General features: G+C 50.5%; 18 protein-coding genes. 9 read left to right on the top strand and 9 right to left on the bottom strand.

The window, feature by feature from the left end; genetic code table 11:
- Positions 1-60: 60 nt before the first annotated feature.
- The gene (locus BTA35_RS08570; RefSeq protein ID WP_078319404.1) at positions 61-1,524 is read right to left on the bottom strand and encodes a CYTH domain-containing protein; all 1,464 of its coding nucleotides are present in this window, start codon (positions 1,522-1,524) and stop codon (positions 61-63) included.
- 316 nt (positions 1,525-1,840) lie between these two features.
- Between BTA35_RS08570 and BTA35_RS08565 the strand changes: the two genes are divergently transcribed.
- The 3 genes from BTA35_RS08565 (at position 1,841) to argA (ending at position 5,392) form a co-directional block, all read left to right on the top strand.
- Positions 1,841-2,515, top strand: a complete 675-nt coding sequence (locus BTA35_RS08565; RefSeq protein WP_078319403.1) for a TIGR00153 family protein — start codon at positions 1,841-1,843, stop codon at positions 2,513-2,515.
- Positions 2,516-2,559: 44 nt separating this feature from the next.
- Complete coding sequence (locus BTA35_RS08560) at positions 2,560-3,825, top strand: inorganic phosphate transporter (protein ID WP_078319402.1); 1,266 nt, start codon at positions 2,560-2,562, stop codon at positions 3,823-3,825.
- 202 nt (positions 3,826-4,027) lie between these two features.
- Positions 4,028-5,392, top strand: a complete 1,365-nt coding sequence (argA, locus tag BTA35_RS08555; RefSeq protein ID WP_238377538.1) for an amino-acid N-acetyltransferase — start codon at positions 4,028-4,030, stop codon at positions 5,390-5,392.
- Between the two features lie 87 nt (positions 5,393-5,479).
- On the opposite strand, the gene ald is transcribed toward argA, so the two are convergent.
- A complete protein-coding gene (gene ald / locus BTA35_RS08550; RefSeq protein WP_078319401.1) occupies positions 5,480-6,595 on the bottom strand; it encodes an alanine dehydrogenase in 1,116 nt (371 codons plus the stop codon).
- A 331-nt stretch (positions 6,596-6,926) separates the two neighbouring features.
- Here ald and ilvD point away from each other — a divergent pair, with 331 nt between their 5' ends.
- A complete protein-coding gene (ilvD, locus tag BTA35_RS08545; protein ID WP_078319400.1) occupies positions 6,927-8,759 on the top strand; it encodes a dihydroxy-acid dehydratase in 1,833 nt (610 codons plus the stop codon).
- Positions 8,760-8,831: 72 nt separating this feature from the next.
- Here the strand turns inward: ilvD and BTA35_RS08540 are convergent, their stop codons facing one another.
- Positions 8,832-9,737, bottom strand: a complete 906-nt coding sequence (locus tag BTA35_RS08540; RefSeq protein ID WP_078319399.1) for a hypothetical protein — start codon at positions 9,735-9,737, stop codon at positions 8,832-8,834.
- A gap of 127 nt (positions 9,738-9,864) precedes the next feature.
- Here BTA35_RS08540 and BTA35_RS08535 point away from each other — a divergent pair, with 127 nt between their 5' ends.
- Together BTA35_RS08535 and BTA35_RS08530 are read left to right on the top strand one after the other, a co-directional pair.
- Positions 9,865-10,290, top strand: a complete 426-nt coding sequence (locus tag BTA35_RS08535) for a nucleotidyltransferase substrate binding protein (RefSeq protein ID WP_078319398.1) — start codon at positions 9,865-9,867, stop codon at positions 10,288-10,290.
- 1 nt (position 10,291) lies between these two features.
- The gene (locus BTA35_RS08530; RefSeq protein WP_078319397.1) at positions 10,292-10,600 is read left to right on the top strand and encodes a nucleotidyltransferase domain-containing protein; all 309 of its coding nucleotides are present in this window, start codon (positions 10,292-10,294) and stop codon (positions 10,598-10,600) included.
- Between the two features lie 4 nt (positions 10,601-10,604).
- On the opposite strand, the gene BTA35_RS08525 is transcribed toward BTA35_RS08530, so the two are convergent.
- The 5 genes from BTA35_RS08525 to BTA35_RS08505 all read right to left on the bottom strand — a co-directional run bounded on the left by BTA35_RS08525 (position 10,605) and on the right by BTA35_RS08505 (position 17,755).
- Positions 10,605-11,213, bottom strand: coding sequence for a LysE family translocator (locus BTA35_RS08525; RefSeq protein WP_078319396.1), 609 nt, complete (start codon positions 11,211-11,213; stop codon positions 10,605-10,607).
- Between the two features lie 178 nt (positions 11,214-11,391).
- Positions 11,392-13,293, bottom strand: coding sequence for a DNA topoisomerase IV subunit B (gene parE / locus BTA35_RS08520; RefSeq protein ID WP_078319395.1), 1,902 nt, complete (start codon positions 13,291-13,293; stop codon positions 11,392-11,394).
- A gap of 58 nt (positions 13,294-13,351) precedes the next feature.
- Positions 13,352-14,029, bottom strand: coding sequence for a YqiA/YcfP family alpha/beta fold hydrolase (locus BTA35_RS08515; RefSeq protein WP_202931224.1), 678 nt, complete (start codon positions 14,027-14,029; stop codon positions 13,352-13,354).
- 183 nt (positions 14,030-14,212) lie between these two features.
- The gene (locus tag BTA35_RS08510) at positions 14,213-17,095 is read right to left on the bottom strand and encodes a valine--tRNA ligase (RefSeq protein WP_078319394.1); all 2,883 of its coding nucleotides are present in this window, start codon (positions 17,093-17,095) and stop codon (positions 14,213-14,215) included.
- A 228-nt stretch (positions 17,096-17,323) separates the two neighbouring features.
- Entirely contained in the window at positions 17,324-17,755 is a 432-nt protein-coding gene (locus BTA35_RS08505) for a DNA polymerase III subunit chi (RefSeq protein WP_139363639.1), read from the bottom strand.
- A 295-nt stretch (positions 17,756-18,050) separates the two neighbouring features.
- Here BTA35_RS08505 and BTA35_RS08500 point away from each other — a divergent pair, with 295 nt between their 5' ends.
- Positions 18,051-20,036, top strand: a complete 1,986-nt coding sequence (locus BTA35_RS08500; RefSeq protein WP_160054954.1) for a sensor domain-containing diguanylate cyclase — start codon at positions 18,051-18,053, stop codon at positions 20,034-20,036.
- Between the two features lie 153 nt (positions 20,037-20,189).
- Here the strand turns inward: BTA35_RS08500 and BTA35_RS08495 are convergent, their stop codons facing one another.
- On the bottom strand, positions 20,190-21,674 hold the full coding sequence (locus tag BTA35_RS08495; RefSeq protein ID WP_078319391.1) for a leucyl aminopeptidase: 1,485 nt from the start codon (positions 21,672-21,674) through the stop codon (positions 20,190-20,192).
- Positions 21,675-21,880: 206 nt separating this feature from the next.
- Between BTA35_RS08495 and lptF the strand changes: the two genes are divergently transcribed.
- Positions 21,881-22,990: an LPS export ABC transporter permease LptF gene (gene lptF / locus BTA35_RS08490; protein WP_078319390.1), complete on the top strand. Its 1,110-nt coding sequence runs from the start codon at positions 21,881-21,883 to the stop codon at positions 22,988-22,990.
- Complete coding sequence (gene lptG / locus BTA35_RS08485) at positions 22,987-24,057, top strand: LPS export ABC transporter permease LptG (RefSeq protein WP_078319389.1); 1,071 nt, start codon at positions 22,987-22,989, stop codon at positions 24,055-24,057. The genes lptF and lptG overlap by 4 nt, the downstream gene beginning before the upstream one ends.
- Positions 24,058-24,062: the final 5 nt, after the last annotated feature.

Here is a 24,062-nt window from a genome sequence, read left to right as displayed (position 1 = left end):
TCGCTCCCGTATGACGCTGTGTCGGATATTCTTGAGTGATGTCACTTCCTGCATTGAACCTCAGCTCTGCAGGTTTTGTTGCAGACTATTGAAGCTGAGCTCATGACGACCCAGCTCCAGCACCTGCTCATATTGATCATCCTGGTTACGTTTCAGCAGGGATTCATACTCTTTGAGCTCATCCTCTTGCTGCAGTCTTATCAGAGTGACCTCTTCAGACATGAGCCCGCTAAGTCGCAAAATGCAGGACTGTATCGTTATGGCTTGCTGCTGAAGTTTCTGAATCCCCAGCGCCGGGTTAGGATGCTGATAGTGAATCCAGCGAGTCAAATGAAGAAGAGGAGCCAGCTGACGCAACCAGAGTACCTTGTCGGTGGGGTAGCGGGGAAGGTGTACTCGGCTTAATAAAGACTGAAATACAGATTCACTGTCGATTATTTGGCGTTCCGGCATTTCGCGGTTCATCAGATAAAGCCATTGCATCACCTCCAATAGTGTCTGACCAACCCAGGGGGCAGCCATCAGGCGTTGATATTGCTCATTCAGTACGGCGAAATCAGCGCAGTTGCGCAGTGCCGGTGGGCAGCTTTCCAAACGCTCCCAGCTTACTTTCTGCTGGTATAGCGTGACCAAATGTTCCAGCGCATAGCTGAACATGCGTAGCTTATAGCGCAGGGCTGTCGGTAAACGCAGTGCCTCAGGAATATCCGCCAGGCGACTCAGGTGTAAAAGGCACCAGCGTAGCTGGCGCAGGCTGTTATACAGTTTTTCCAGCAGAGCCCAGCTACGGTTGAATGCCAGTTGATCCCGGGCAGCAATAAAGTGGTCCAGCTCGTTTTGAGCGGCGCGAATGAGGCCGTGCAGATGATCAAATGCCGGGACACGATCAGGTATAAGCCCGGCTTTTTTAGGGGCAAAAAGCCGGAAGCCGCGCTGCCCCTTACTGATATTACTTACCAGGAGGGGAACCGTGTCTGAAAGATCATGGGCAACTTTAAACAGCAGGTCTGTATCGCCGGACTTAAGCTCCAGTTCAATTTCACTAATGGGGTCTTTCTGACCCTGTGCGACCACATTCCCCTGATCATGTACCAGCTCTATCTCTGCTTTCAGATGTTCATGCTGGACATTCAGCAGCCAGCGTTGGCGGGTAAAGTTCGTTTCGAATGCGGGCTCCAGCGTTGTTTTCAGCTCTGTCAGGTTCAGTGTGTCCGGCAGAAGGGTGTCGTCGATCAGGCTGAGATCCAGCTCAGGTTTACTCAGCTCCCATTCCCACTCGCCCCGCTCATGAAGCCCTCCGCTGCCGCTGCCACTGGTTTTTAACGTCTGGATAAAATGATCACCGACTTTACGGATGCGTAATGCAACCCGGGCTTGATTCAGCAGCAGGTCTTTGGTGTCGTAGTAGATGTTTTGCAGAAGCCTGCTGTCAAAGCTTACGGCCTGACCAAGAGCGACGTGCTCGCGAAGCAAGGTTCCGGCCTGCATGGGGATCGCCAGTTTCAGTTCAATTTCCTTGGCCATAGCTTCCTCGTGACGAATGATTTAATGATGCTTCTCTTATCAGAGATGTGAGATACCTGGTTTCCGCTCAGGATATGGCGCATTGTACGAGTATACCAGCCCCTCAGGAGCTTTTAGCATTACCGGTTTGCATAAAAAGGCTAACGTCGGTCTCTGTGTCATAAAGCTGTAATATAACTGACATATAAATTGCTCCTACCAAGAAATCGTGACAGTTAAGTCAAATAAAGATGACAAAACTGAGATTTTTTTATGACACGGCGAAAAACAGCTCTTATACTTTCGCGCAAATTCATACTCCAAGGCAGATACCCACATGAGTAATCCATTTTCCAAGCTCTTTGGGCGCTCCCCCTTTGGTCCGATGCAGGATCATATGTCCAAGTCCTTCAACTGTGCTGAACAGTTGATTCCATTTTTTCAGGCGGTATTAGCAGAAGATTGGGAACACGCTGAAAAACTGCAGCAAAGGATCGCTGTCCTGGAGAACGAAGCTGATGATATGAAAACAGCGATCCGCATGAATATGCCGGAGAGTCTTTTTATGCCTGTGCCTCGTTCCGATCTGCTGGAACTGCTGACGGTTCAGGACAAAATCGCCAATAAGACAAAAGACATCGCCGGTATCATGCTGGGTCGCCGTATGCGGATTCCTGCCTCATTAGCTGACGCCATGATGACCTATGTCGAAAAAGCGGTTAAAGCCGCAGAATATGCCAGTCGTGCGCTGCATGAGATCGATGAGTTAATTGAAACCGGTTTTGGTCGCCATGAATCTGAACAGGTGAAGAGGAAGATCCACAAGATTGATGTTTGCGAACACGAAGCTGACAAACTGCAGGTTACGCTGCGTGCCCAGCTGTTCAGTCTCGAAACCGAGTTACCACCGGTTGATGCGATCTTTATGTATAAGATCATCGATTGGATTGGTGATGTATCTGATCGGGCTGAGCGTGTGGGTAGCCGCTTACAGATTCTGCTGGCGAAATAATGCCTGTTGTAACCACTTAATATCAGACAACCAATGGTTATTTTATGTCGATTCTAGCTCAGTACACTGATGTATTTATTATCCTGGCCTGTGTCTTCGGTTTTTTTATGGCCTGGGGCGTAGGTGCCAACGATGTGGCGAATGCCATGGGTACTTCTGTTGGCTCTAAAGCAATTACGATTAAGCAGGCGATTGTGATTGCGATTCTGTTTGAATTTGCCGGTGCTTATCTTGCCGGTGGTGAAGTGACAGCAACGATCCGCAAAGGCATTATCGATCCCGGTCTGCTCTCCGGGACACCGGAACTACTGGTGTACGGTATGCTGGCCTCTCTGTTGGCGGCTGGTATCTGGCTGCTGGTGGCCACTCATTTTGGTTGGCCGGTTTCCACCACACACTCCATTGTAGGGGCGATTGTCGGTTTTGCTGCGGTGGGTATCTCTATGGATGCCGTTAGCTGGGGCAAAGTCGGTAAGATTGCAGCCAGCTGGGTTGTTTCTCCGCTATTGGCCGGTACGATCGCCTTTGCACTGTTCCGTAGTGTTCAGGGGCTGATTCTTGAAAAGGATGACCCTTTTGCAAATGCAAAACGTTATGTCCCTTTCTATATGTTTCTGGTGGGCTTTATCATCGCGATGGTGACGCTGCTGAAAGGGCTCAAGCATGTGGGCCTGCACCTGAGCTTTCCTGAAGCGACCCTATGGTCGGTTGCTGTGGGTATTGGTGTGCTGCTAATCGGTGTCTGGATGCTGAAGTCGGTTAAGCGGGACGAGAAGGCAGATAAAGAGTTTCACTTCTCCAGTGTCGAAAAAGTATTTGGCGTTCTGATGATGTTTACCGCCTGCGCCATGGCATTTGCACACGGTTCCAACGATGTGGCAAATGCTGTCGGTCCGTTGGCCGCGGTTGTTGCCGTTGTTGAAAGTGGCGGTATTGTCGCTGGTAAATCGGTTATGCCTGCATGGATTTTGCTGCTGGGCGGCGGCGGTATTGTTGCTGGTCTGATTATGTATGGCCATAAGGTTATCGCAACGGTTGGTACGAATATTACGGAACTGACGCCAAGTCGTGGTTTTGCCGCAACGCTGGCGGCGGCTGCGACGGTTGTGATCGCCTCAGGCACAGGGCTGCCGATCTCCACAACACATACTCTGGTTGGTGCTGTTCTGGGTGTTGGTCTGGCCCGTGGCATGGCCGCTTTGAATATGAATATCGTTAAAACGATCTTTATGTCCTGGATTATTACACTACCTGCGGGTGCGGCACTGTCGATTTTCTTCTTCTTTATGCTGAAGGGAATTTTTGGCTAGGCAGAGATTTCAGACAACTCCGTTCACAATGGTCGCTTTTTGCGGCCATTGTTGTTTCTGCTATCCGTGATTTCAATCGTTTAAGTTTCATCTCTTTTCTCTGGCGTGCTGCCCGACTACAATCGTTTGTACCGCCTGACTCTGGTTTGCAGTTATCAGCCAGAGCATACTCTACCTTTCTGATCTGCTGGGATTAGCGACCTTGGACTCAACTGCTCAACCGACAAATGACTGCCTGAAATCCACCCGTGACTGTCTTCAGGCCACTAGTGACTATGTACGCAGTTTTCGCAACTCTTCGCCTTATATCAATGCCCACCGGGGCAGAACCTTTGTTGTTCTGCTGGATGGACAGGGGATTCAGCACCCTAACTTTGCCAATATCATCAACGACCTCGCCTTGCTGAATAGCCTGGGGGTACGTCTGGTGCTGGCTTATGGTGCCCGCCCTCAGATCATGGAGCGACTGGAGCGACGGGGCTTATCGCTGGAGTATGCCGGTGCTCGTCCGGTGATCACCAATGAGGTTTTGGAAGCGGTCAAAGATGCGGCAGGTTCAGCGGGTATCGATATTCAGTCCCGTTTATCCATGGGGCTGCCAAACTCTCCGATGCATGGAGCTTCACTTCGTGTCGCGACAGGCAATATGATAACGGCGCGCCCCGTTGGTGTGATCGATGGCAAAGATTTTGGCCATACCGGACAGGTGCGTAAGGTAGATTGTGACGCGATTAATCGTCAGTTGGATGATCGAGCTATTGTCTTGCTACCTCCGCTAGGTTTTTCGCCTACCGGAGAGGTGTTCTCGTTAAGTGTCGAGGAGGTGGCCACCCGCGCTGCCATTGAGCTGAAAGCCGATAAGTTGGTGGTCTTCAGTGAGAGGCAGGGCTTGCTGGATGATACCGGAGAGGTGATTCGGGTGATGCCGCCCCGTGAGGCTGGTCGTCGGCTTGAAACGCTGGATGAGACCTCCGGCGGTTATGCTGCGCTTCATGCGGCATGGCAAACCAGTCGCTTTGGTGTCAATCGTGCTCACCTGATCAGTTATCAGCAGGATGGTGCATTGATCGAGGAGCTGTTCACCCGCAATGGCGGCGGCACCATGATCACCCAAGAGCTGTATGAGCAGGTACGGGATGCCACCATTGAAGATGTCGGTGGTATTCTGGAGCTGATCCGACCCCTTGAAGAGCAGGGTGTACTGGTAAGACGTTCACGGGAGCGTTTAGAAAATGAGATTGATCTGTTCACCGTGGTGGAACTGGATGGCATGATGATCGGCTGCGCCGCCTTGTACCCTTTTGGGGAAGAAGGTATCGGCGAACTGGCTTGTGTCGCGGTGCATCGGCAATATCAGGGTGGGCAGCGGGGTGATCTGATTTTGCAGCATATTGAGAAACGCGCTAACCGTATTGGTTTAAATCGCCTGTTTGTTTTAACAACCCATACTGCTCACTGGTTCCGTGAGCGAGGCTTTGAGCCTGCCGATGTTGATGCTTTACCTCGGGCCCGCCAGGAGTTGTACAACTGGCAGCGTAACTCTAAGGTATTTGTGAAGGCGCTTTAACTGAGGCTGTTGGAAAAGGCAGGGCTTTCTTAGCTCCGAGGAAGCTCCCGCCTTGCCTGCGTATAAGACTCTAAGCAAGGGCCTGAATCACCCGATCAGGCCACTTGGCTTGATGTAAGCATAATTCAGCGCTTCTGCTACGGCCTGATTTGTGACCTGTCCTGCATGGATATTTAGTCCTCTCATCAGATGGATATCGTCTTTTATCGCCTGCTGCCAACCTTTATTAGCCAGTGCAAGTACAAAGGGCAGGGTTGCATGGGTTAGTGCCAGCGTTGCCGTGCGGGCAACAGCCCCAGGCATATTGGCGACGCAGTAGTGCACAATACTCTCTTCGATAAACACAGGTTTGTCGTGAGTTGTTGCCCGACTGGTTTCAAAACAACCGCCCTGATCGATAGCCACATCCACCAGTACACTGCCTTTATGCATCTCTTTCAGCATCTCACGGGTGATCAGTTTAGGCGCTGCGGCCCCCGGAATCAGCACGGCACCCACCACCAGGTCGCTACGGCGAATACAGTTGAGCAGCCCTTCCTGAGTTGAGTAGAGTGTTTTCAGGCGACCGGCGTAGCGGGCTTCCAGCTCCCGAAGGCGAGGGACAGAGCGATCCAGAATGGTCACCTCTGCACCTAAACCCATCGCCACCCGAGCTGCATTTTCACCAACGACACCACCACCGATGATGGTAACGTGGCCTGGTTCCACCCCAGGTACTCCGCCGAGCAGAACACCTCGGCCTCCCATGGATTTTTCCAGGCAGCGGGCACCGGCCTGCACGGAAAGTTTACCGGCTACTTCACTCATGGGAGCTAATAAAGGCAGGCCACCGTGAGTATCCGTGACGGTCTCATAGGCGATGGCGGTGCAGCCGGATTTGATCAGTCCTTTAGTCTGTTCAGGGTCCGGTGCCAGATGAAGATAGGTAAACAATAGCTGACCAGGCTTAAGGCGGGCATACTCTGCCGGTTGAGGTTCTTTTACCTTTACAATCATCTCGGCTTTATCGAAGAGAACAGCAACATCGGTCTCAATGCTGGCCCCCGCTGCCTGATAGGCGCTATCAGGGAAACCGATCGATTCCCCCGCATTGTGCTCAATCATCACCTGATGACCGGTACAGGTTAGTTCGCTGACACCTGCTGGTGTTATTCCTACGCGATATTCCTGATTTTTGATCTCTTTTGGTACGCCGATAAGCATAAGATGCTCCTTGTACGCTCTGCTCAGGTTGACCGACAGTTTCCCTGATGCCAAAAGGAGAAAAGGCGCTGCTAAGAACCAAAACCCGGTTTTGGATTCTGAAAAACAAGGCTCTGCCAGTAAAATCCAATATAAATAGTCTGTTATTACCAGTATAGAACAGGCTTTGTAGTGAAAATTTCTGTTTTAAGTCCGTTTTTCCATCCTCTATGCCTAGCCATACCGGCGTCACAATGGTAAAAAAGTGGCTTGCAAGAGTTAACCTATGAAGAAGGGTAAACCCCCTGTTCTGATAAGGCTTTTACCCGCACCAAGTTGCTGAGGACTACCCATGCCCGTGTATCGTTCCAAGACCTCCACCGCAGGCCGCAATATGGCTGGCGCCCGTGCCCTGTGGCGCGCCACCGGTATGAAAGATGATGACTTTCAGAAACCGATTATTGCGGTTGTCAACTCCTTTACCCAGTTTGTGCCGGGCCATGTTCACCTGAAAGATATGGGCCAGCTGGTTGCCCGTCAGATTGAAGAAGCCGGTGGTGTTGCTAAAGAGTTTAATACTATCGCTATCGATGACGGCATCGCCATGGGGCATGATGGCATGCTTTACTCACTGCCATCCCGGGACATCATCGCTGACTCTGTGGAGTACATGGTTAACGCCCACTGCGCTGACGCCATGGTTTGTATCTCTAACTGTGACAAGATCACTCCGGGGATGCTGATGGCGGCTATGCGCCTGAATATTCCGGTGATCTTTGTTTCCGGTGGCCCAATGGAAGCCGGTAAAACCAAGCTGGCTGAACATAAGCTGGATCTGGTGGATGCCATGGTACTGGCTGCAGACCCGACCGCCACTGATGAGATGGTTGATGCCGTTGAGCGTTCTGCCTGCCCCACCTGTGGTTCCTGCTCCGGTATGTTTACCGCCAATTCCATGAACTGCCTGGCTGAAGCTCTGGGTCTGGCGCTGCCGGGTAACGGAACGGTGCTGGCAACCCATGCTGATCGTGAAAAACTGTTCCAGCGCGCCGGTCACCGCATCGTTGAGATGGCCCGCGAATACTATGAGCAGGAGAATGAACGTGTTCTGCCGCGCTCTGTAGGCTTTAAAGCGTTTGAAAACGCTATCGCGCTGGATATCGCTATGGGCGGTTCCACCAATACCATTCTGCACCTGCTGGCCATCGCTCAGGAAGCGGAAATCGACTTCACCATGAAGGATATTGATCGCTTATCCCGGGAGATCCCGCAGCTATGTAAAGTCGCGCCTAATACTCAGAAATACCATATTGAAGATGTGCATCGCGCCGGTGGCATCATGGGTATTCTGGGTGAGCTGGATCGTGCCGGTAAGCTACACACCGACACACCAACCGTTCATAGCGACACTATGAAAGACGCTCTGGACGAGTGGGATATCATGCGTAACCCGTCGGAAGAGGTGGTCGAGCTTTACAAAGCAGGCCCAGCCGGAATCCCGACCCAGACCGCCTTCAGTCAGGCGACCCGCTGGCCGACACTGGATGGTGACCGTGAAAACGGCTGTATCCGCTCGCTGGAAAACGCTTTCTCGCTGGAGGGTGGCCTGGCAGTACTTTACGGTAACATCGCACAGGATGGCTGTGTGGTGAAATCCGCCGGTGTGGATGAATCTATTCTGGTGTTTGAAGGCCCGGCCCATGTGACAGAATCTCAGGACGAAGCCGTAGCTAATATCCTGGATGACAAAGTCGTTGCGGGAGAAGTCGTTATTGTTCGCTACGAAGGCCCTAAAGGCGGCCCCGGTATGCAGGAGATGCTGTACCCAACGTCGTACATTAAATCGAAAGGTCTGGGTAAAGCCTGTGCTCTGCTGACCGATGGTCGCTTCTCCGGTGGTACTTCTGGTCTGTCTATCGGCCACTGTTCACCGGAAGCAGCCGCTGGCGGTGCTATCGGTCTGGTACGCAATGGCGATATGATCCGCATCGACATCCCGAACCGCACCATCGACGTGCTGGTATCCGATGAAGAGCTGGCAAAACGCCGCGCCGAACAGGACAAACTGGGCTGGAAACCGGCTGAAGATCGTCCGCGTAAAGTTTCTGCCGCGCTGAAAGCCTACGCGTTGCTCGCCACCTCCGCCGACAAAGGCGCAGTACGGGATCTGTCTCAGCTGGACTAATAGCCTAGCTAAGATGCAGAACCTTAAAAGCCCGCTGTGAGAGATCGCAGCGGGTTTTTATTATTAGAGGGATTAATCAACAATATCTTTATCTAAAAGCTGCTCTAGCTTCTGGCAAAGTATGATGTATTCGCAAAAGTATTGTGGAATTGACGGGTTGCTTTTTTCTGGGGGGATTCTATATGGGCTTTCGGGGTCGCAAAACGTCGGAATATATTCTTGTATCAAGTAGCATGAATCTATTTCCATCAGCACTTGAATATATTCATCGCCAATGACACTACCATACCAGCGATTTGATTTAGCGATATTCTTTTGGATTGACTGATAGTGCCGCCAGAGAAGTTCTTGAGTATTACACATTTTGTGCGGGGTCACGGTTCGGTCGTAAGCGCAGTATCTATGCTCTTTAGCGCCATCAAGTATAGAGAAAAAAATATCAAATTCAGGCTTCCAGATTAGTTTGTTTTTTAGATACCCATCGTAAATTTCAATTGGAAATTCTTGGATCTCGCAAAGGTGAACGATAAGGGATTTTGCGTGATGAGTGATGTTTCTTAGGAATCTGTATGACAGCTTATAGGCATGTTTTTGCTTTTGGTTTCGACTATAGTTCACATCAATTACATAGAAAACAAATGCAGCCACGATAGACTGGAGAATAGGTGTTACCAACTCATGAGTCCCGCTTTTTTCTGTATCCGTTACAGCAAGTAATACTGAGCCTGCTGTGGAAAATATGACAATTCCCCATAGCCAAGCTGAAATTCCACCAAAAGCCATTTTGAATTTTTCAGCAAAGTGATGGCGTGACATTGATTGTAGTGCTTCGGGCTTGAGGAAAATAATGAGGGGCAGCAAAGCTAAACCAGTAAGTACAACATAGCCAGACCACGCCGGTGCAAATGAACCTCCGATAACGGCACCAAGAACGATTGATGCAACATAACCCACTGCCATTGCTTTAGACCAATTCATAGTCATCCCTGTCTATCTGATAATTGCGACAATCAAACTACATCGCTCCAGTCCTTGCAACTCACTTGGACGATCCCAAATCTGATAGACTCTACACATCGTTACCCCAACTAAAAATAGGCCTGTTATGACAGATGTTCGCTGGTCTCAGCGTTTTAACCACTTCAAAAAAGCATACAGTCAGCTGCAGGAAGCTCTGGATCTGATGGCTGCCCGTGAGCTGAGTAATATCGAAAAGCAAGGTGCGATTCAGGCTTTCGAATTCACCTATGAGCTGGCGTGGAACGTACTACGGGACTTTCTGGTTTGGCAGGGGATTGAGACGATATCGGGTTCCCGCGATGCAATCCGAGAAGGCTTTAAGCGTGAGTTGATCTCAGACGGTCATACCTGGTTGGCGATGTTGCAGGACCGAAATCGAACAGTGCATACATACAACGAAGAGACCGCCAAAGAGATTCTGAATCACCTGCAGCACAAGTATTCTGTTTTGTTTGCTGAGTTCTTCAAAACCTTTAGCGAAAAACAAAACCAGCTGGATGAAGAGTTTTAAGATGACTGCACGTTTTGGTCTTTCCGAGCAGGATATCCAGCAGTATCAGAGTATTTTCGCTGATTTTCAGGAAGTTGAGCAGGTTGTTCTCTACGGTTCACGCGCAAAAGGTAATTTTAGAGCGGCATCTGATATCGACCTGACTCTGATGGGCAATATAAGTTGGGAGCGTTTTACCGCTCTGGAAACGTGTCTTGATGATCTTATGTTGCCCTATCAAATTGATCTCTCAATTTATAACCAGATTGAGAATCCTGATTTGCTTGATCATATCGAGCGTGTTGGAGAGGTTTTTTACCGCAAAGCCTGAGATATCACACCAACTGATATGCGTTGCTTGATAGTAGCGCCCCGCCGATTAGGATCAGTAATACGCCGCTAAAGGCTCGGGTTTTGTTCAGTGCGCCCATACTGAGTTTTTGCGCCAGCAGGTGCGCGCCCAGTGCATAACTCATCATAATACTGACATCCAACACCAGCCAACCGAAGGCAAGATACAGTGACGCCTGCCAGTAGGGCAGGTCGGTGATGATAAACTGCGGTAGCAGGGTGGCAAAAAAGATCAGATCTTTGGGGTTACTGATGCCGGTATAGAACGCCGTTTTAAAGAGCTCTTTATTACTTTCTGTATGATCGCCCTCTTCGCTCAAGACTATCGGCTTGAAGTTTTTAAAGCCGATCCAAACTAACAGGCAAGCGCCGAGAATCGACAGTACATTGATCCAGATGCCCTGAATCAGAAACGCGACACCACCCAGTGATAATATGATCAGAATGAGTGCGGCACTGACGCCGCCTAAAGCGTTATAAAAGCTGCGTTTTACACCATAGGATGCCGAGTGCTGCATGATCAGCAGAATCGAAGGGCCGGGTGTGGCGATAATCAGAAAGATGGTGGCCAGATAAAGTAGGAAGAGGCTCATAAAGCTCCGGTCTTAGGGCAACAATAGGGAGATTGACGGGCTAAAGCCCGACTCACATAGAGTTCGTTTCTGTGTAACTCGCTCCCACGCTCTGCGTGGTAGCAGCACGGGAACAGCTATACATTCCCACGCGGAGCGTGGGAACGAGGGTGAAGGTTATTCTGATTGCGGGAAAGGCTTAAACCTCTGCCAGATTTCCTTTAGTTTGCAGCCAGTCCTTACGGTCACCGGAGCGTTTCTTCGCCAGCAGCATATCCATCATCTCATTTGTCCCGTCGTGTTCTTCACGGGTTAGCTGGACAAGGCGGCGGGTGTTCGGGTCCATGGTGGTTTCCCGTAACTGCAGTGGATTCATTTCACCCAAGCCTTTGAAGCGCTGCACGTTTACCTTACCGCGTTTGTTTTCCGCTTCCAGCCGATCCAGAATACCCTGTTTCTCATCATCATCCAGTGCATAGTGCACCTCTTTACCGATATCGATACGGTACAGTGGCGGCATAGCAACAAAGACATGGCCGTTGTCGACCATCGCCGGGAAGTGGCGGATAAAGAGAGCACACAAAAGGGTGGCGATATGCAGGCCATCAGAGTCGGCATCGGCCAGGATACAGATCTTGCCGTAACGCAGACCGGTCAGATCCGGGTTGGCGGGGTCGATACCCAGTGCCACGGCAATATCGTGTACTTCCTGAGACGCGAGAATCTGATCGGAGCTGACCTCCCAGGTGTTCAGAATTTTACCTCGCAGGGGCAGAATCGCCTGAAACTCACGATCCCGGGCTTGTTTGGCGGAACCGCCTGCAGAGTCCCCCTCCACCAGAAACAGTTCGGAACGTGCCGTGTCCTGACCGGAGCAGTCCGCCAGTTTTCCGGGCAGAGCCGGGCCCTGGGTCACTTTTTTCCGGGCCACTTTTTTGCTGGCGCGCAGGCGTTTCAGGGCGATACTGATGGCCATTTCTGCAAGGGCTTCTGCTTCAGCGGTGTGCTGGTTCAGCCAGAGGCTGAAAGCATCCTTTACCACGCCGGAAACAAAGCTGGCGGTCTGACGGGAGGAGAGGCGCTCTTTGGTCTGACCCGCAAACTGAGGGTCCTGCATTTTGACGGATAAAACGTAACTACAACGCTCCCAAAGGTCTTCCGGGGTTAGTTTTACACCTCGGGGAATAAGGTTACGAAACTCACAAAACTCCCGCAGAGCATCCAGTAAGCCCGCACGCAGGCCGTTGACATGGGTGCCGCCCTGGGCAGTGGGAATCAGGTTTACATAGCTTTCTGTGAGTAACTCACCACCTTCCGGTAGCCAATGTAATGCCCAGTCCACGGCTTCTATTGATGCACTGAAGCTACCAGTAAAAGGGGAGGCCGGTAAGGTTTCCCAGTCAACAGAGGCCTGCTTGAGATAGTCTGTCAGGCCATCAGCAAACTGCCATTCAGTGGTTTCCCCTGTGTTCTCATCCCAGAAGGTGATATGCAGACCCGGGCAAAGAACCGCTTTTGCCCGTAGGTTATGCTTGAGTTTGGTGACGGAGAACTTAGGGCTGTCGAAATAGCTCACTTCTGGCCAGAAGTGAACTTTGGTGCCTGTATTACGTTTACCTACGGTACCGATTACTTCCAGATCTTCAACCTTGTCACCATGGGCAAAGGCAACCTTTAGTTGCTCACCGCCACGCTTTACATAGACTTCCAATCTTGTGGATAGTGCGTTAACGACGGAGACACCGACACCATGTAGGCCGCCGGAGAACTGGTAGTTGTTATTCGAGAATTTACCACCGGCATGCAGGCGGGTCAGGATCAGCTCAACCCCGGATACGCCGTGTTCCGGGTGGATGTCCGTGGGCATGCCCCGACCGTCATCCTCCACTGACAGGGAACCATCCTTAAACAAGCAGACCTGAATGTTTTGAGCAAAACCGCCGAGTGCTTCATCGACACTGTTATCAATTACTTCCTGGGCCAGGTGGTTGGGGCGGGTGGTGTCTGTGTACATACCCGGACGTTTTTTCACCGGGTCCAGTCCGCTTAATACCTCAATGGCCTGGGCGTTATAACTTTGTGTCGGTTTATCTGCACTCATGGATGTTCCTGAATCTCTTTTATCTTCTGTGATACCGGCTGTGCTGGGGATTACGGGTTTAAACCTGTTCCCGTAATTTCAGTACAGCATCATCTTCCGGCATGGTCAGCTGATCGGGGTAGCTGATACCTGCAAAGTCCAGCAGGTCTGTGAAGTGTTGCTCGAAGTTCTGAAAGCCGTGGTCGCCACCTAGAATGACGGTGACATCAGCCTGACGGTAGTAGTTTTCGGCCCGGCGGTAGTCCAGAATTTCATCATCTGTTTGCAGCAATACCTTGATATTTTGGGTGCAGGCAGGTTCTGCAAGGTGCAAGTGTCGCAGCTGTTGCATATGATCCTGTGTCAGCTCGTACTGTTCGCCGGTATAAAGGTTTGTATTCAGGCCCAGATAAGCAGGTAGCAACTCCTGGGGGAAAACAGCAGGGTTAATCAGAAAAGCTTTAAGACCGGGGTAGCGAGCCATTAGGTAGGTACTGTAAAAGCCGCCTAATGAGCTGCCCACCAACAAAATTCGGGTGATTTTCCCTTTGGCCTGATCACCGGATTTGATCTGTTCCAACAGATCTTCCAGTGCCTCCATGGCTTTTTCCGGCCAGTGGCTGAGCATTGGGGCGTGGTAGGTCGGCTCCAGTTGGTTCTGCTCGACAAAAGCTTTCAGTTGCAGCGCCTTAAAAGAGCCGGGGGAGCTGTTAAAACCGTGCACATAAATAATGTGATGTTGAATCGGGTTATCCACAATGACCTCTCATTCTGCCGTATCGAGCGAATCGGTGAAGGGCAAATAGTTTAGGTAAATACTGGTTAGGTGTACAGATGCTTATTGTATCCGGTTTGCTTCCGGTCAGATAAACGTCCGACATAAAAAAGCCCGGCGAACCGGGCTTGCATTTCTGATCAGGTCATACCTGTATCGGGGCGTTTAGAGTGCCTCGATCTTTTTATACTGCTCCTGCAGTTTGGCTTGTGATGATTGTGCGGATGCCAGTTTTTCACGCTCTTTGGCAACGACCTCTTCCGGTGCACTGGCCACAAACTTCTCATTGCCCAGTTTGCCTTCCAGACGCCCCACCTCTTTCTGCAGTTTTTCCATCTCTTTGGTCAGACGGCCCAGTTCAGCGTCTTTATCGATCAGGCCGGCCATGGGAACCAGTACTTCCATTTTGCCCACCAGCTTGGTGGCCGACATAGGAGCTTCTTCGTCATCTTCCAGCCAGGTGATTTTTTCCAGCTTGGCCAGTTTGGACAGAGATACGTAGTTATCCTGCAGACGGCGGAAGTCGTCGTCGCTGCCGTGCTGAATCAGTACCGGCAGTTCTTTACCCGGTGCGATATTCATTTCGCCACGGATATTACGGATGCTGACGATCACAGACTTCAGCCATTCGATATCGGCTTCAGCGGTTTCGTCGATCAGTTCAGCCACAGGAGCCGGGTATGGCTGCAGCATGATGGTATCGCCCTCTTTACCGGCCAGACCTTTGATCTGCTGCCAGATCTCTTCGGTGATAAACGGCATGATCGGGTGCGACAGACGCATGATCGCTTCCAGAACGCGAACCAGAGTGCCACGGGTGCCGCGTTTCAGTGCTGCCAACTGGGCTTTTTCTTCCTCGGTTTCACCTTCGGACTCATCCCACAGTACCGGCTTGGAAAGCTCCAGATACCAGTCGCAATACTGGTTCCAGATAAAGTCGTACAGGGTCTGGGATGCCAGATCGAAACGGTATTCGTCCATCTGACGCATGACGGTTTCTTCGGTACGTTGCAGGCTGCTGATGATCCAGCGGTCTGCCAGAGACAGAATCACGTCTTCGCCGTTCTGACCGCAATCCTGACCTTCGGTGTTGGTTAGCACGTAACGGGCGGCGTTCCAGATCTTGTTACAGAAGTTACGGTAACCTTCCAGGCGCTTCATATCCCAGTTAACGTCACGGCCGGTAGAGGCCAGTGCCGCCAGGGTGAAGCGCAGGGCGTCAGTGCCGTGGGCGGTGATACCTTCCGGGAACTCTTTCTTGGTGCGCTTGCCGATCTTCTCAGCCAGCTGAGGCTGCATCATATTACCGGTGCGTTTTTCCAGCAGAGTTTCCAGATCGATACCGTCGATCATATCCAGCGGGTCCAGTACGTTACCCTTGGACTTGGACATCTTGTCGCCGTTCTCATCACGGATCAGACCGGTGACGTAGACGTTTTTGAACGGTACCTGCGGCTTGCCATCTTCATCTTTGATGAAGTGCATGGTCATCATGATCATGCGGGCGACCCAGAAGAAGATAATGTCGAAACCGGTCACCAGGGTATCGGTCGGGTGGAAGGTTTTCATCTTCTCGATATCGTTTGGCCAGCCCATGGTGCCGAAAGTCCACAGGGCGGAACTGAACCAGGTATCCAGTACGTCATCGTCCTGACGCAGCTCGGTTTCCAGATCCAGATTGTATTTCTCCCGGGCTGCTTCAGCAGAAGCGGCTACATAAACGTTGCCTTCGTTATCGTAGAAGGCCGGAATACGGTGACCCCACCACAGCTGACGGGAGATACACCAATCCTGAATATCACGCATCCAGGAGAAGTACATGTTTTCGTACTGCTTAGGCACAAACTTGATGTCGCCATTTTCAACCGCTTCGATGGCCGGCTTAGCCAGTGTTTTGGCATCACAGAACCATTGGTCGGTCAGCATGGGTTCGATCACCACGCCGCCGCGATCACCGTAAGGCACGGTCATGTTGTTCTCTTCAATCTTAACCAGCAGCCCCTTCTCTTCCATTTCGGCGGCAATCGCTTTACGGGCGGCGAAGCGCTCCATGCCACGGTATTGCTCAGGGATGTAGGTGTCGATCTCAGTGTTAACGGAGCCGTCGGTGTTAAAGGTTTGTGCGGCGTCGCGGATGTCTGCGTTCAGGGTCAGGATGTTGATCATCGGCAGACCACAGCGCTTACCCACTTCGTTATCGTTGAAATCGTGTGCCGGCGTGATTTTTACGCAGCCGGTTCCTTTTTCCATATCCGCGTGTTCGTCACCCACAATCGGGATACGACGACCCACCAGTGGCAACTCAACAAACTTACCGATCAGATCTTTATAACGCTCATCTTCCGGGTTTACCGCAACACCGGTATCGCCTAAAAGCGTTTCCGGACGGGTTGTACCCACTACAATGTGGTCTTCACCGGCGGCAGTTTTAACACCATCAGCCAGCGGGTAACGCAGGTACCACATCTTGCCTTTAACTTCTTTGTTCTCAACTTCCAGATCAGAGATGGCGGTGTGCAGTTTCGGGTCCCAGTTCACCAGACGTTTGCCGCGATAGATCAGGCTCTCATCATGCAGGCGGATAAAGACTTCCTGCACCGCATGGTAGAAGCCGGAATCCATGGTAAAACGTTCGTTTTCCCAGTCTACGGAGTTGCCCAGTCGACGCATCTGTTTGGTGATGGTGCCGCCGGACTCCTCTTTCCATTCCCAGATTTTTTCGACAAAAGATTCTCGGCCCAGATCATAACGGCTCTCACCTGTTTCAGCGGCCAGCTTGCGCTCAACTACCATCTGGGTGGCGATACCTGCGTGGTCTGTACCCACCTGCCAGAGTGTATTGCGGCCTTGCATACGGCGGTAGCGGGTCAGCGCATCCATAATGGTGTACTGGAAAGCGTGACCCATGTGCAGACTACCCGTGACATTTGGCGGTGGAATCACGATGGAATAAGCATCACCTTCGCCGGACGGGCGGAAGTATTTGTTCTCTTCCCAGTTCTGATACCAGGTGCGTTCAATCTGTTCGGGTTGGTAAGTCTTTTCCATGGAGGTCTGGTTCACCGCTAATCAGGTTGGCTGCCTGCTGAAAGGTCAGAAGGACACAGGCGGGCAGCGAACGGAAATTGTTAGATCGTACTGGAGACTGTTTCGGACTCGATACGGATCAGTACTTGATAATCGGTCGATTATACATGGCGTTTAAGGCTGTGATAACCGCCTGATACCAGCGTGAAGCCAGAAATTGTGGCTGGAGGGTGATTTTCCTGTTGGTGATCAGCGGCGCATATCATGGCGGTTCAGTACATAGCCCCGCTCTTTGTAAAAGCGCCAGTCGTTACGCTTAGCCTTTAAGAGCGGCTCCTGCTGAAAAATGATCTCGGCAACTCGCTCAAAACGGCTGAAATGATCCGGGACATGGGAACAAAGGTTGATCATCACATCGTGATGGTGGGCGCAGTCATCCGCATGACCGATGGCAACAGGAACTTCCTGGATCTTTTCATCATCAACCATCAGATGCGGGATGAAGCTATCCGGGCGAAATTCCCAAAGCAGGCGATCAATCTCTTTTGCCTGAGTTTCATCAGCGGCCTGGATATAGACCTGGTGGCCCTTATGCAGCACTTTTTCAACCAAACGGCAGGCGAAATGAAGCTGATTTTCAGGCTCGGTGGCAGGCAAAATGTAGAAGTCAACTTGTGTCATATCGGTAGGGTGCCCGTAACGAGTCGCTGAATCAGTTGCTTCCAGCAGGCTTTTTGTAACAGATTGTTGGTGGTTTTGACATAAATACAAATGTCACCGGTAGAGCATATGGGTATTGTAACACCTGAAAAAACAATACGATAACACCAGAAATGGATATGGTAGTATCCTGACGGGCTGGACGTCTGGCTATCGTTGACTGACCCTAAAGGCATCCGTATTTGGATGGTCGGTATGGGACAGATGTTTCTAAGGCAGGGACAGCATGTTGGCTTTTACCGGGAGAGCACACTTAATGTTTGAATCTGTCCAGTTCCTAAAAAAGGAATGGAAGCGTTTATTTATACTCACCTGTGGTGCCTATCTTGTTATAAGCCTGGCTCTCCTGGCGGGAAAACAAGCATACGATCAGGGGCTTAAGAGTAAAACGATTGAGCGCCATCAGTATCTGCTGAATCTTACCGAAAACCGTATTCATCAGTTTGTGTTGCGTGTTGCTTTGGATGCACAGCAACTGAGTATTCTGCCAAGTGTGCGGCATTTTATCTTGACGCCCTCTAAAGCAAACCGGCTGGTAGTAGAGGATGTTTTCCGCCGTGCTACGGATGTTGACAGTCGTTATGATCAGGTTCGGATTATTGACCTGTCGGGTCAGGAGCTTATCCGTATCAATGACTATACCGATGGAGCACGTCCTGTTGCTGCTGAACACCTGCAAAATAAACACGACCGTTATTACGTTCAGGAGGGCTTGAAGCTCGCACCGGGTCAGGTTTACCTGTCGCCATTAGATCTGAATGTAGAGCGGGGTGAGATTGAACAGCCCCATAAACCTGTTATTCGTGCGGTCACGCTGCTCACCGATGACCTTGGTGCGCCTATCGCTATGGTGGTGCTTAACTATAAAGCCGGCTATTTTCTGAATCGTTTCCGGGCACATTTTGAAGCTGGTGATCGGGGTATGTTGGTCAATAGTGATGGTTATTGGCTGTCAAATCACTTCAGAGAAAGCGAATGGGGTTGGCAGTTGGGTATGCCGGACAAAGTGCTCTCGGCATGGAACCCTGAGCTATGGCAGCAGATGCAGCAAGAACCAAAGGGGGCTTTTGATGCTAACGATGAGCTGATTAGCTACCGTAAAATTCGGCCCGCAGAGTTTGATGAGTTCTCGGATGGGCGCTTTACCGCTGACCTGGGCTTAAAGCAGGATGTAAAAGTCCAGTCATGGTTTTCTATGGTTCGGACCTCAAAAGATGAGTGGTTGGCCAACGCTTTTTATCATCATTCCGGTGTTAAGTTTTTTATCTTTATCATCTATTTCTCTACCTTTACTTTGGTTTGGTTTTTTTTAAAACACCAAGTGGCTAAAAAAATTAATGAGCAGCAAAGAAACAGCTATACCGCAGAGTTGGAAGACCTTTATTACAATGCCCCCGTGGGTTATCTGACCTTTGATGCGACCAGCCTTATCACGAATGCCAACAATAAAACGTTGGAATATCTGGGCTATGACCGGGATGAGTTAGTCAATAAAAAACACCTGAGAGAGATGCTGTCAGATGCTTCGAAGGCCCAGCTTAATCTGGCGATGTCGACACATTATGTGGGTGATTTACGTCTGGATCTTCAGTGTAAAGATGGCCGCTGGCTACCTGTTGCCAGTGCGATCTCATCCAAATTTCACGGCTCCGCATTAACGATCAGTCGCTGCAGTGTGCAGGATATTAGTTTGCAGTTAGAGTTGGAACAACGTTTGAAAGCGCTTGCTAATACCGATGCTTTAACCGGTGCCTATAACCGTCGATATGTTGAAAAGCTGTTTCTTCATGCTCTGGAAGAGATGTCTTCAGAAAAGGATAATCTGGCCATACTGATGCTGGATATTGATCATTTCAAAAATATCAATGACACCTACGGCCATAGTATCGGGGACGACGTTCTTGTTGCATTTACGCGGTTATGCCAGGAGTGCCTGGGGGCTCAGGGATACTTCTCACGCTTTGGTGGTGAAGAGTTTTTGGCGGTTTTACCTGGAATGAACCTGTCGGCCGCTGCCGCCTGCGCTGAACATATAAGGGCTGCAACAGAGGCTTTGCGCATCAATAATAGTGCAAGAGACAATATTGCTTTTACGGTATCTATTGGTGTGGCGGTTTATGATGCTGTTGAAGCTTCGACACTGGATCAATTGGTTTACCGGGCGGATGAAGCACTTTACCGTGCCAAAAATATGGGGCGCAATCGGGTTTGTGCTGAGTCGGTATCACTGCCACAACATTAACGCCGGTCACTCTGTAACCCGCTACGCTATAAAAATCACTTAAATATTTGAGTCATTAAGACATAAGGGGCTCAACCATGTTGGTTGAGCCCCTCTGGCCCGGAAGCGACTGAGTGCTTAGTAATCAATACCTCCGGTTATCACCGGTTCTGTTTATGAGGCTTTATCAGCCTTAGACAGCAGGTATTGGGTCAGCAAAGGTACCGGGCGTCCTGTAGCACCTTTCTCTTTTCCGCTATGCCAGGCTGTTCCAGCGATATCCAGGTGCGCCCAGCGGTAGTCTTCAGTAAAGCGGGACAGAAAGCAGGCTGCCGTGATGGTGCCGGCAGGACGACCTCCAATATTGGCCATATCGGCAAAATTAGAATCCAGCTGTTGCTGATACTCTGTCCACAGCGGCATTTGCCAGGCTTTGTCACTTGCGTCAATACCTGCGCTTAATAGCTCAGCGGCCAGGGTATCGTCATTGGACAGAAGCCCGGTTGCGTGATGACCCAAACCAATAATGCAGGCTCCGGTTAACGTGGCGATATCAACAACCGTTTCCGGGTTGTATTTGCCGATATACGTCAGAGCGTCGCAAAGAACCAGGCGGCCTTCAGCATCAGTATTTAAAATTTCGACGGTTTTACCGGACATCGTTGTAACGATATCCCCTGGCTTAGAGGCGTTACCGGCGGGCATATTCTCAACAGCAGCAACGACACCGACAACATTGATGGCAGGTTTCAGCTGCTTCAGCATCTGCATGGTGCCAAATACGCTGGCGGCACCACACATGTCGTACTTCATCTCATCCATGCCTTCACCAGGTTTCAGGCTGATACCGCCGGAGTCAAAGGTAACGCCTTTGCCCACGAGAACATGGGGTTTGGCATCACCGTTGCCTTTGTACTCCATGACCACAAGGCGTGGTGCTTCGACACTACCTTTGGCAACGGACAGCAGAGAGCCCATGCCCAGCTCGGCCATCTGGTTCTCATCCAGGATGGTCAGGGACAGCTCGTCAAAATCTTTTGCCAGCTCTTCCGCCTGTTGTGCCAGATAAACCGGCGTACAGATGTTACCCGGCAGGTTGCCCAGGGTACGTGTCAGGTTCATGCCTTCACCGGTTGCTGCACCGGTATCCAGTGCTTTCTGAACCGCTCCTTCTGCACCCGGTATAGACAAGGTGATGCTGCTCAGAGCGCTGGGGTCAGCCTGCTTGCTTTTCAGCTGGTCAAAAACATAGAGGGTGGTGACTGTACTTTCAGCAAACTGGCGTGCTTTCCAGTTCAGATCGCGGGTTTTGAACTCAACATCTTCAAGGCTCAGGGCCAGAGATTTGATTTTGGTGTCTTTTACGGCACTGATAATATTTTTGATCAGGGTACGGAATTTACCCTCTTTCAGCTCTTCAGCTTTACCGGTGCCCACCAGTAGTAGCCGGCCTTTTAGTTCACCCGCTTCCGGCAGCAGTTGTGTCTGGCCAAATTTTCCGCTGAAGTCCCCGAGTTTTAAGATACGGCTAATGGCATCACCGCTGGCTTTATCCAGCTGTTGTGCGTTGTTGCCAAGTGTTGCGTCTGCAGCGACAAATGCGATGTGGCAGTCAGCGGTTACTTCGGATAGTGCTTGAGTTGTAGCGTTAAAGAACATAAAAACCCCACTTGAAATGATGACAGGCAAGACAAAAGCAGTCTGTTATTAGATAATTTGCCCGTTTGACTCAGTAGTATATGGTGACTGCTGACAGTTTACGCAATGCCTGTGGTAACCGAAAGTGATATGGACGTATCACAGAAGAGGTTATCGAACCTGACATAAGCACTTTGGCTTATCGTTTCATATCTTAGGAGCATCTTTTGATCCTGTTTCGCTATCTGGTCCGAGAGGTACTGCTGACGCTGACAGCGGTATCTGCCGTTTTGCTGCTGATTATTCTTGGCGGGCGGTTTATTGGTCTTTTTCAGGATGTTGCGGAAGGCTCCCTGTCTCTTGATTTTCTCTGGACACTTCTTCTGTTGCAGTTTCCTTCGGTGCTGGAGTTGATTCTCCCTCTTGGTTTTTTTCTGTCTGTCATGCTGACCTATGGCCGGCTTTACCAGGAAAATGAGATGGGAGTTTTGATGGCTTGTGGTTTTTCACCCAATCGATTACTGAGCTATACCCTGATGACAGGCCTGCTTGTAGCATCTGTTGTTGCCAGTTTTAGCCTCTGGTTGACGCCCTGGAGTGAGTCCCGGGTTGCTCAGATTCTGGAGGAGCAGAAGCAGCGGGTCGATTTTTCCACGATTAAGCCAGGTCGTTTTCAGGAGTTCTCCGGCGGACAGGTGGTCTATACGGAGGAGTTGACTGACTCAAATACCCGGATGCATACGGTATTTTTGTCACAGGAGATCACTGGTGATGATGGGCAGAAACGAACCGCAGTTTTTAAAGCTGAGCAGGGGTATCAGTATTTGGATGCGACAACCGGCAGCCGTTACCTGGTTTTAGAGAATGGCTCCCGTACTGAGGGGCGGGCCGGTTCGGGGGACTTTTCATTATTGACTTTCGGGCGTTATGCCGTGCGCATGTCAGAAAGAAAAGCCGCGACGATCTCTTATAAAGTCCGTCAGATGCCAACATCGGCTGTGTGGAACTCCGATAAGGTTGAGCATCAGGCCGCTTTTCAATGGCGGATATCGTTGCCTTTGATGGTGATTGTTGTGACCATGATTGCAGTGCCTTTAAGTTATGTGCGCCCAAGACAGGGGCGCTTTGCGAAGCTTTTTCCTGCCATTTTTCTACATATCTTTTATCTGAGTGGTTTGATCTCTGTTCAGGGGATGATTGAGAAAGGAAAGCTGGACCCTGCAGTTGGTTTATGGGTAGTACATGGTGTTTTCTTAATGATTGCAGCGTATCTGTTACTAAAAGAGCCCGTGGCGAATATGTTTAAGTCCTCTGGCCTGAGAGGGCAAGAGGTATGAAAACCCTGGACCGGTATATTGCTAAGAGTGTTTTTGCAGCGGTTCTGATTGTTCAGATGTTACTACTGGGTCTGGATATGATGTTGGCGCTGGTTAATGAGCTTGATAACCTGAATGACAGTTATCAACTTAGCAATGTACTTTATTATGTGATGTTGAGTGCTCCGCGTCGCTTTTATGATCTTGTACCAGTGGGCGTCATGGTCGGAGCCCTGATTGGCTTGGGTAGCCTCGCCAGTAATAACGAATTAGCTGTTATTCGGGCCGCAGGGGTTTCAATCACCCGAATTATCTGGTCTGTGATGAAGCCGATGTTACTTATTATCGCGGTAACGGCTTTTGTAGGGGAGTTTATCTCTCCGAAAACAGAGGTAGAGGCGCAGAACTACCGCACGATGAAGCGTTGGGATACAACCAATGCGGCAGGGAAGTGGGGTGTGTGGCTCAGGGATGGTAATGATTACTTCTATTTCAGATCGATCCGGACGGATGGAAAGTTATCCGGAGTCCAGCGCCATAGCTTTGATGAAACCGGTAAAAGATTACTCTCAATCACTTATGCTCAGTCCGGGCGTTATGATTTTGATAAAAAAGGCTGGATACTGGACCAGGCTGTAAAGGCAAATATTGGCACTCACCGGGTTATCAATGAACAGATCCCTTCTATTTTCTGGAGCAGTGACCTGAAGCCGGAGCTGATGAAAGTTATTATTCTGGAGCAACGGTATCTGGCACCTTCAGATCTGTGGCGGTATTCCCGATACCTCAAGGATCAGGGCTTGAAATCCCACGAGCATGAGATGGCTTTCTGGCAGAAAGTGTTGCTGCCATTAACACTGTCATCGCTGGTTTTGGTTGCGGCATCCTTTGTGTTTGGCCCGCTACGATCCGCACCGGCAGGTACCCGTGTCTTCAGTGGTGTTATCGTCGGTCTGGCTGTGAAATATGTTCAGGATATTTTAGGCCCCGCCAGTGTTGTGTATGGTTTCGATCCTGTGTGGGCCGTGCTGACACCGGCAATAGGCTGCGCCTTGTATGGGGTTTTTCTTATCCGAAGAACCGGTTAGAGGCA

The organism is Oceanospirillum linum (assembly GCF_001995095.2).
Classification (GTDB): Bacteria; Pseudomonadota; Gammaproteobacteria; order Pseudomonadales; family Halomonadaceae; genus Oceanospirillum; species Oceanospirillum linum.
This window is presented reverse-complemented; position numbering and strand designations above follow the sequence as displayed.

What these genes read in the sequence shown, in the direction of transcription:
- parE (WP_078319395.1), bottom strand. Translation starts at nt 13,293, where the DNA reads ATGAGTGCAGATAAACCGACACAAAGTTATAACGCCCAGGCCATTGAG.
- BTA35_RS08530 (WP_078319397.1), top strand. Translation starts at nt 10,292, where the DNA reads ATGACTGCACGTTTTGGTCTTTCCGAGCAGGATATCCAGCAGTATCAG.
- ilvD (WP_078319400.1), top strand. Translation starts at nt 6,927, where the DNA reads ATGCCCGTGTATCGTTCCAAGACCTCCACCGCAGGCCGCAATATGGCT.
- BTA35_RS08570 (WP_078319404.1), bottom strand. Translation starts at nt 1,524, where the DNA reads ATGGCCAAGGAAATTGAACTGAAACTGGCGATCCCCATGCAGGCCGGA.
- BTA35_RS08560 (WP_078319402.1), top strand. Translation starts at nt 2,560, where the DNA reads ATGTCGATTCTAGCTCAGTACACTGATGTATTTATTATCCTGGCCTGT.
- ald (WP_078319401.1), bottom strand. Translation starts at nt 6,595, where the DNA reads ATGCTTATCGGCGTACCAAAAGAGATCAAAAATCAGGAATATCGCGTA.
- lptG (WP_078319389.1), top strand. Translation starts at nt 22,987, where the DNA reads ATGAAAACCCTGGACCGGTATATTGCTAAGAGTGTTTTTGCAGCGGTT.
- BTA35_RS08505 (WP_139363639.1), bottom strand. Translation starts at nt 17,755, where the DNA reads ATGACACAAGTTGACTTCTACATTTTGCCTGCCACCGAGCCTGAAAAT.
- BTA35_RS08565 (WP_078319403.1), top strand. Translation starts at nt 1,841, where the DNA reads ATGAGTAATCCATTTTCCAAGCTCTTTGGGCGCTCCCCCTTTGGTCCG.
- BTA35_RS08535 (WP_078319398.1), top strand. Translation starts at nt 9,865, where the DNA reads ATGACAGATGTTCGCTGGTCTCAGCGTTTTAACCACTTCAAAAAAGCA.
- BTA35_RS08510 (WP_078319394.1), bottom strand. Translation starts at nt 17,095, where the DNA reads ATGGAAAAGACTTACCAACCCGAACAGATTGAACGCACCTGGTATCAG.
- BTA35_RS08540 (WP_078319399.1), bottom strand. Translation starts at nt 9,737, where the DNA reads ATGAATTGGTCTAAAGCAATGGCAGTGGGTTATGTTGCATCAATCGTT.
- BTA35_RS08495 (WP_078319391.1), bottom strand. Translation starts at nt 21,674, where the DNA reads ATGTTCTTTAACGCTACAACTCAAGCACTATCCGAAGTAACCGCTGAC.
- BTA35_RS08525 (WP_078319396.1), bottom strand. Translation starts at nt 11,213, where the DNA reads ATGAGCCTCTTCCTACTTTATCTGGCCACCATCTTTCTGATTATCGCC.
- BTA35_RS08500 (WP_160054954.1), top strand. Translation starts at nt 18,051, where the DNA reads ATGTTTGAATCTGTCCAGTTCCTAAAAAAGGAATGGAAGCGTTTATTT.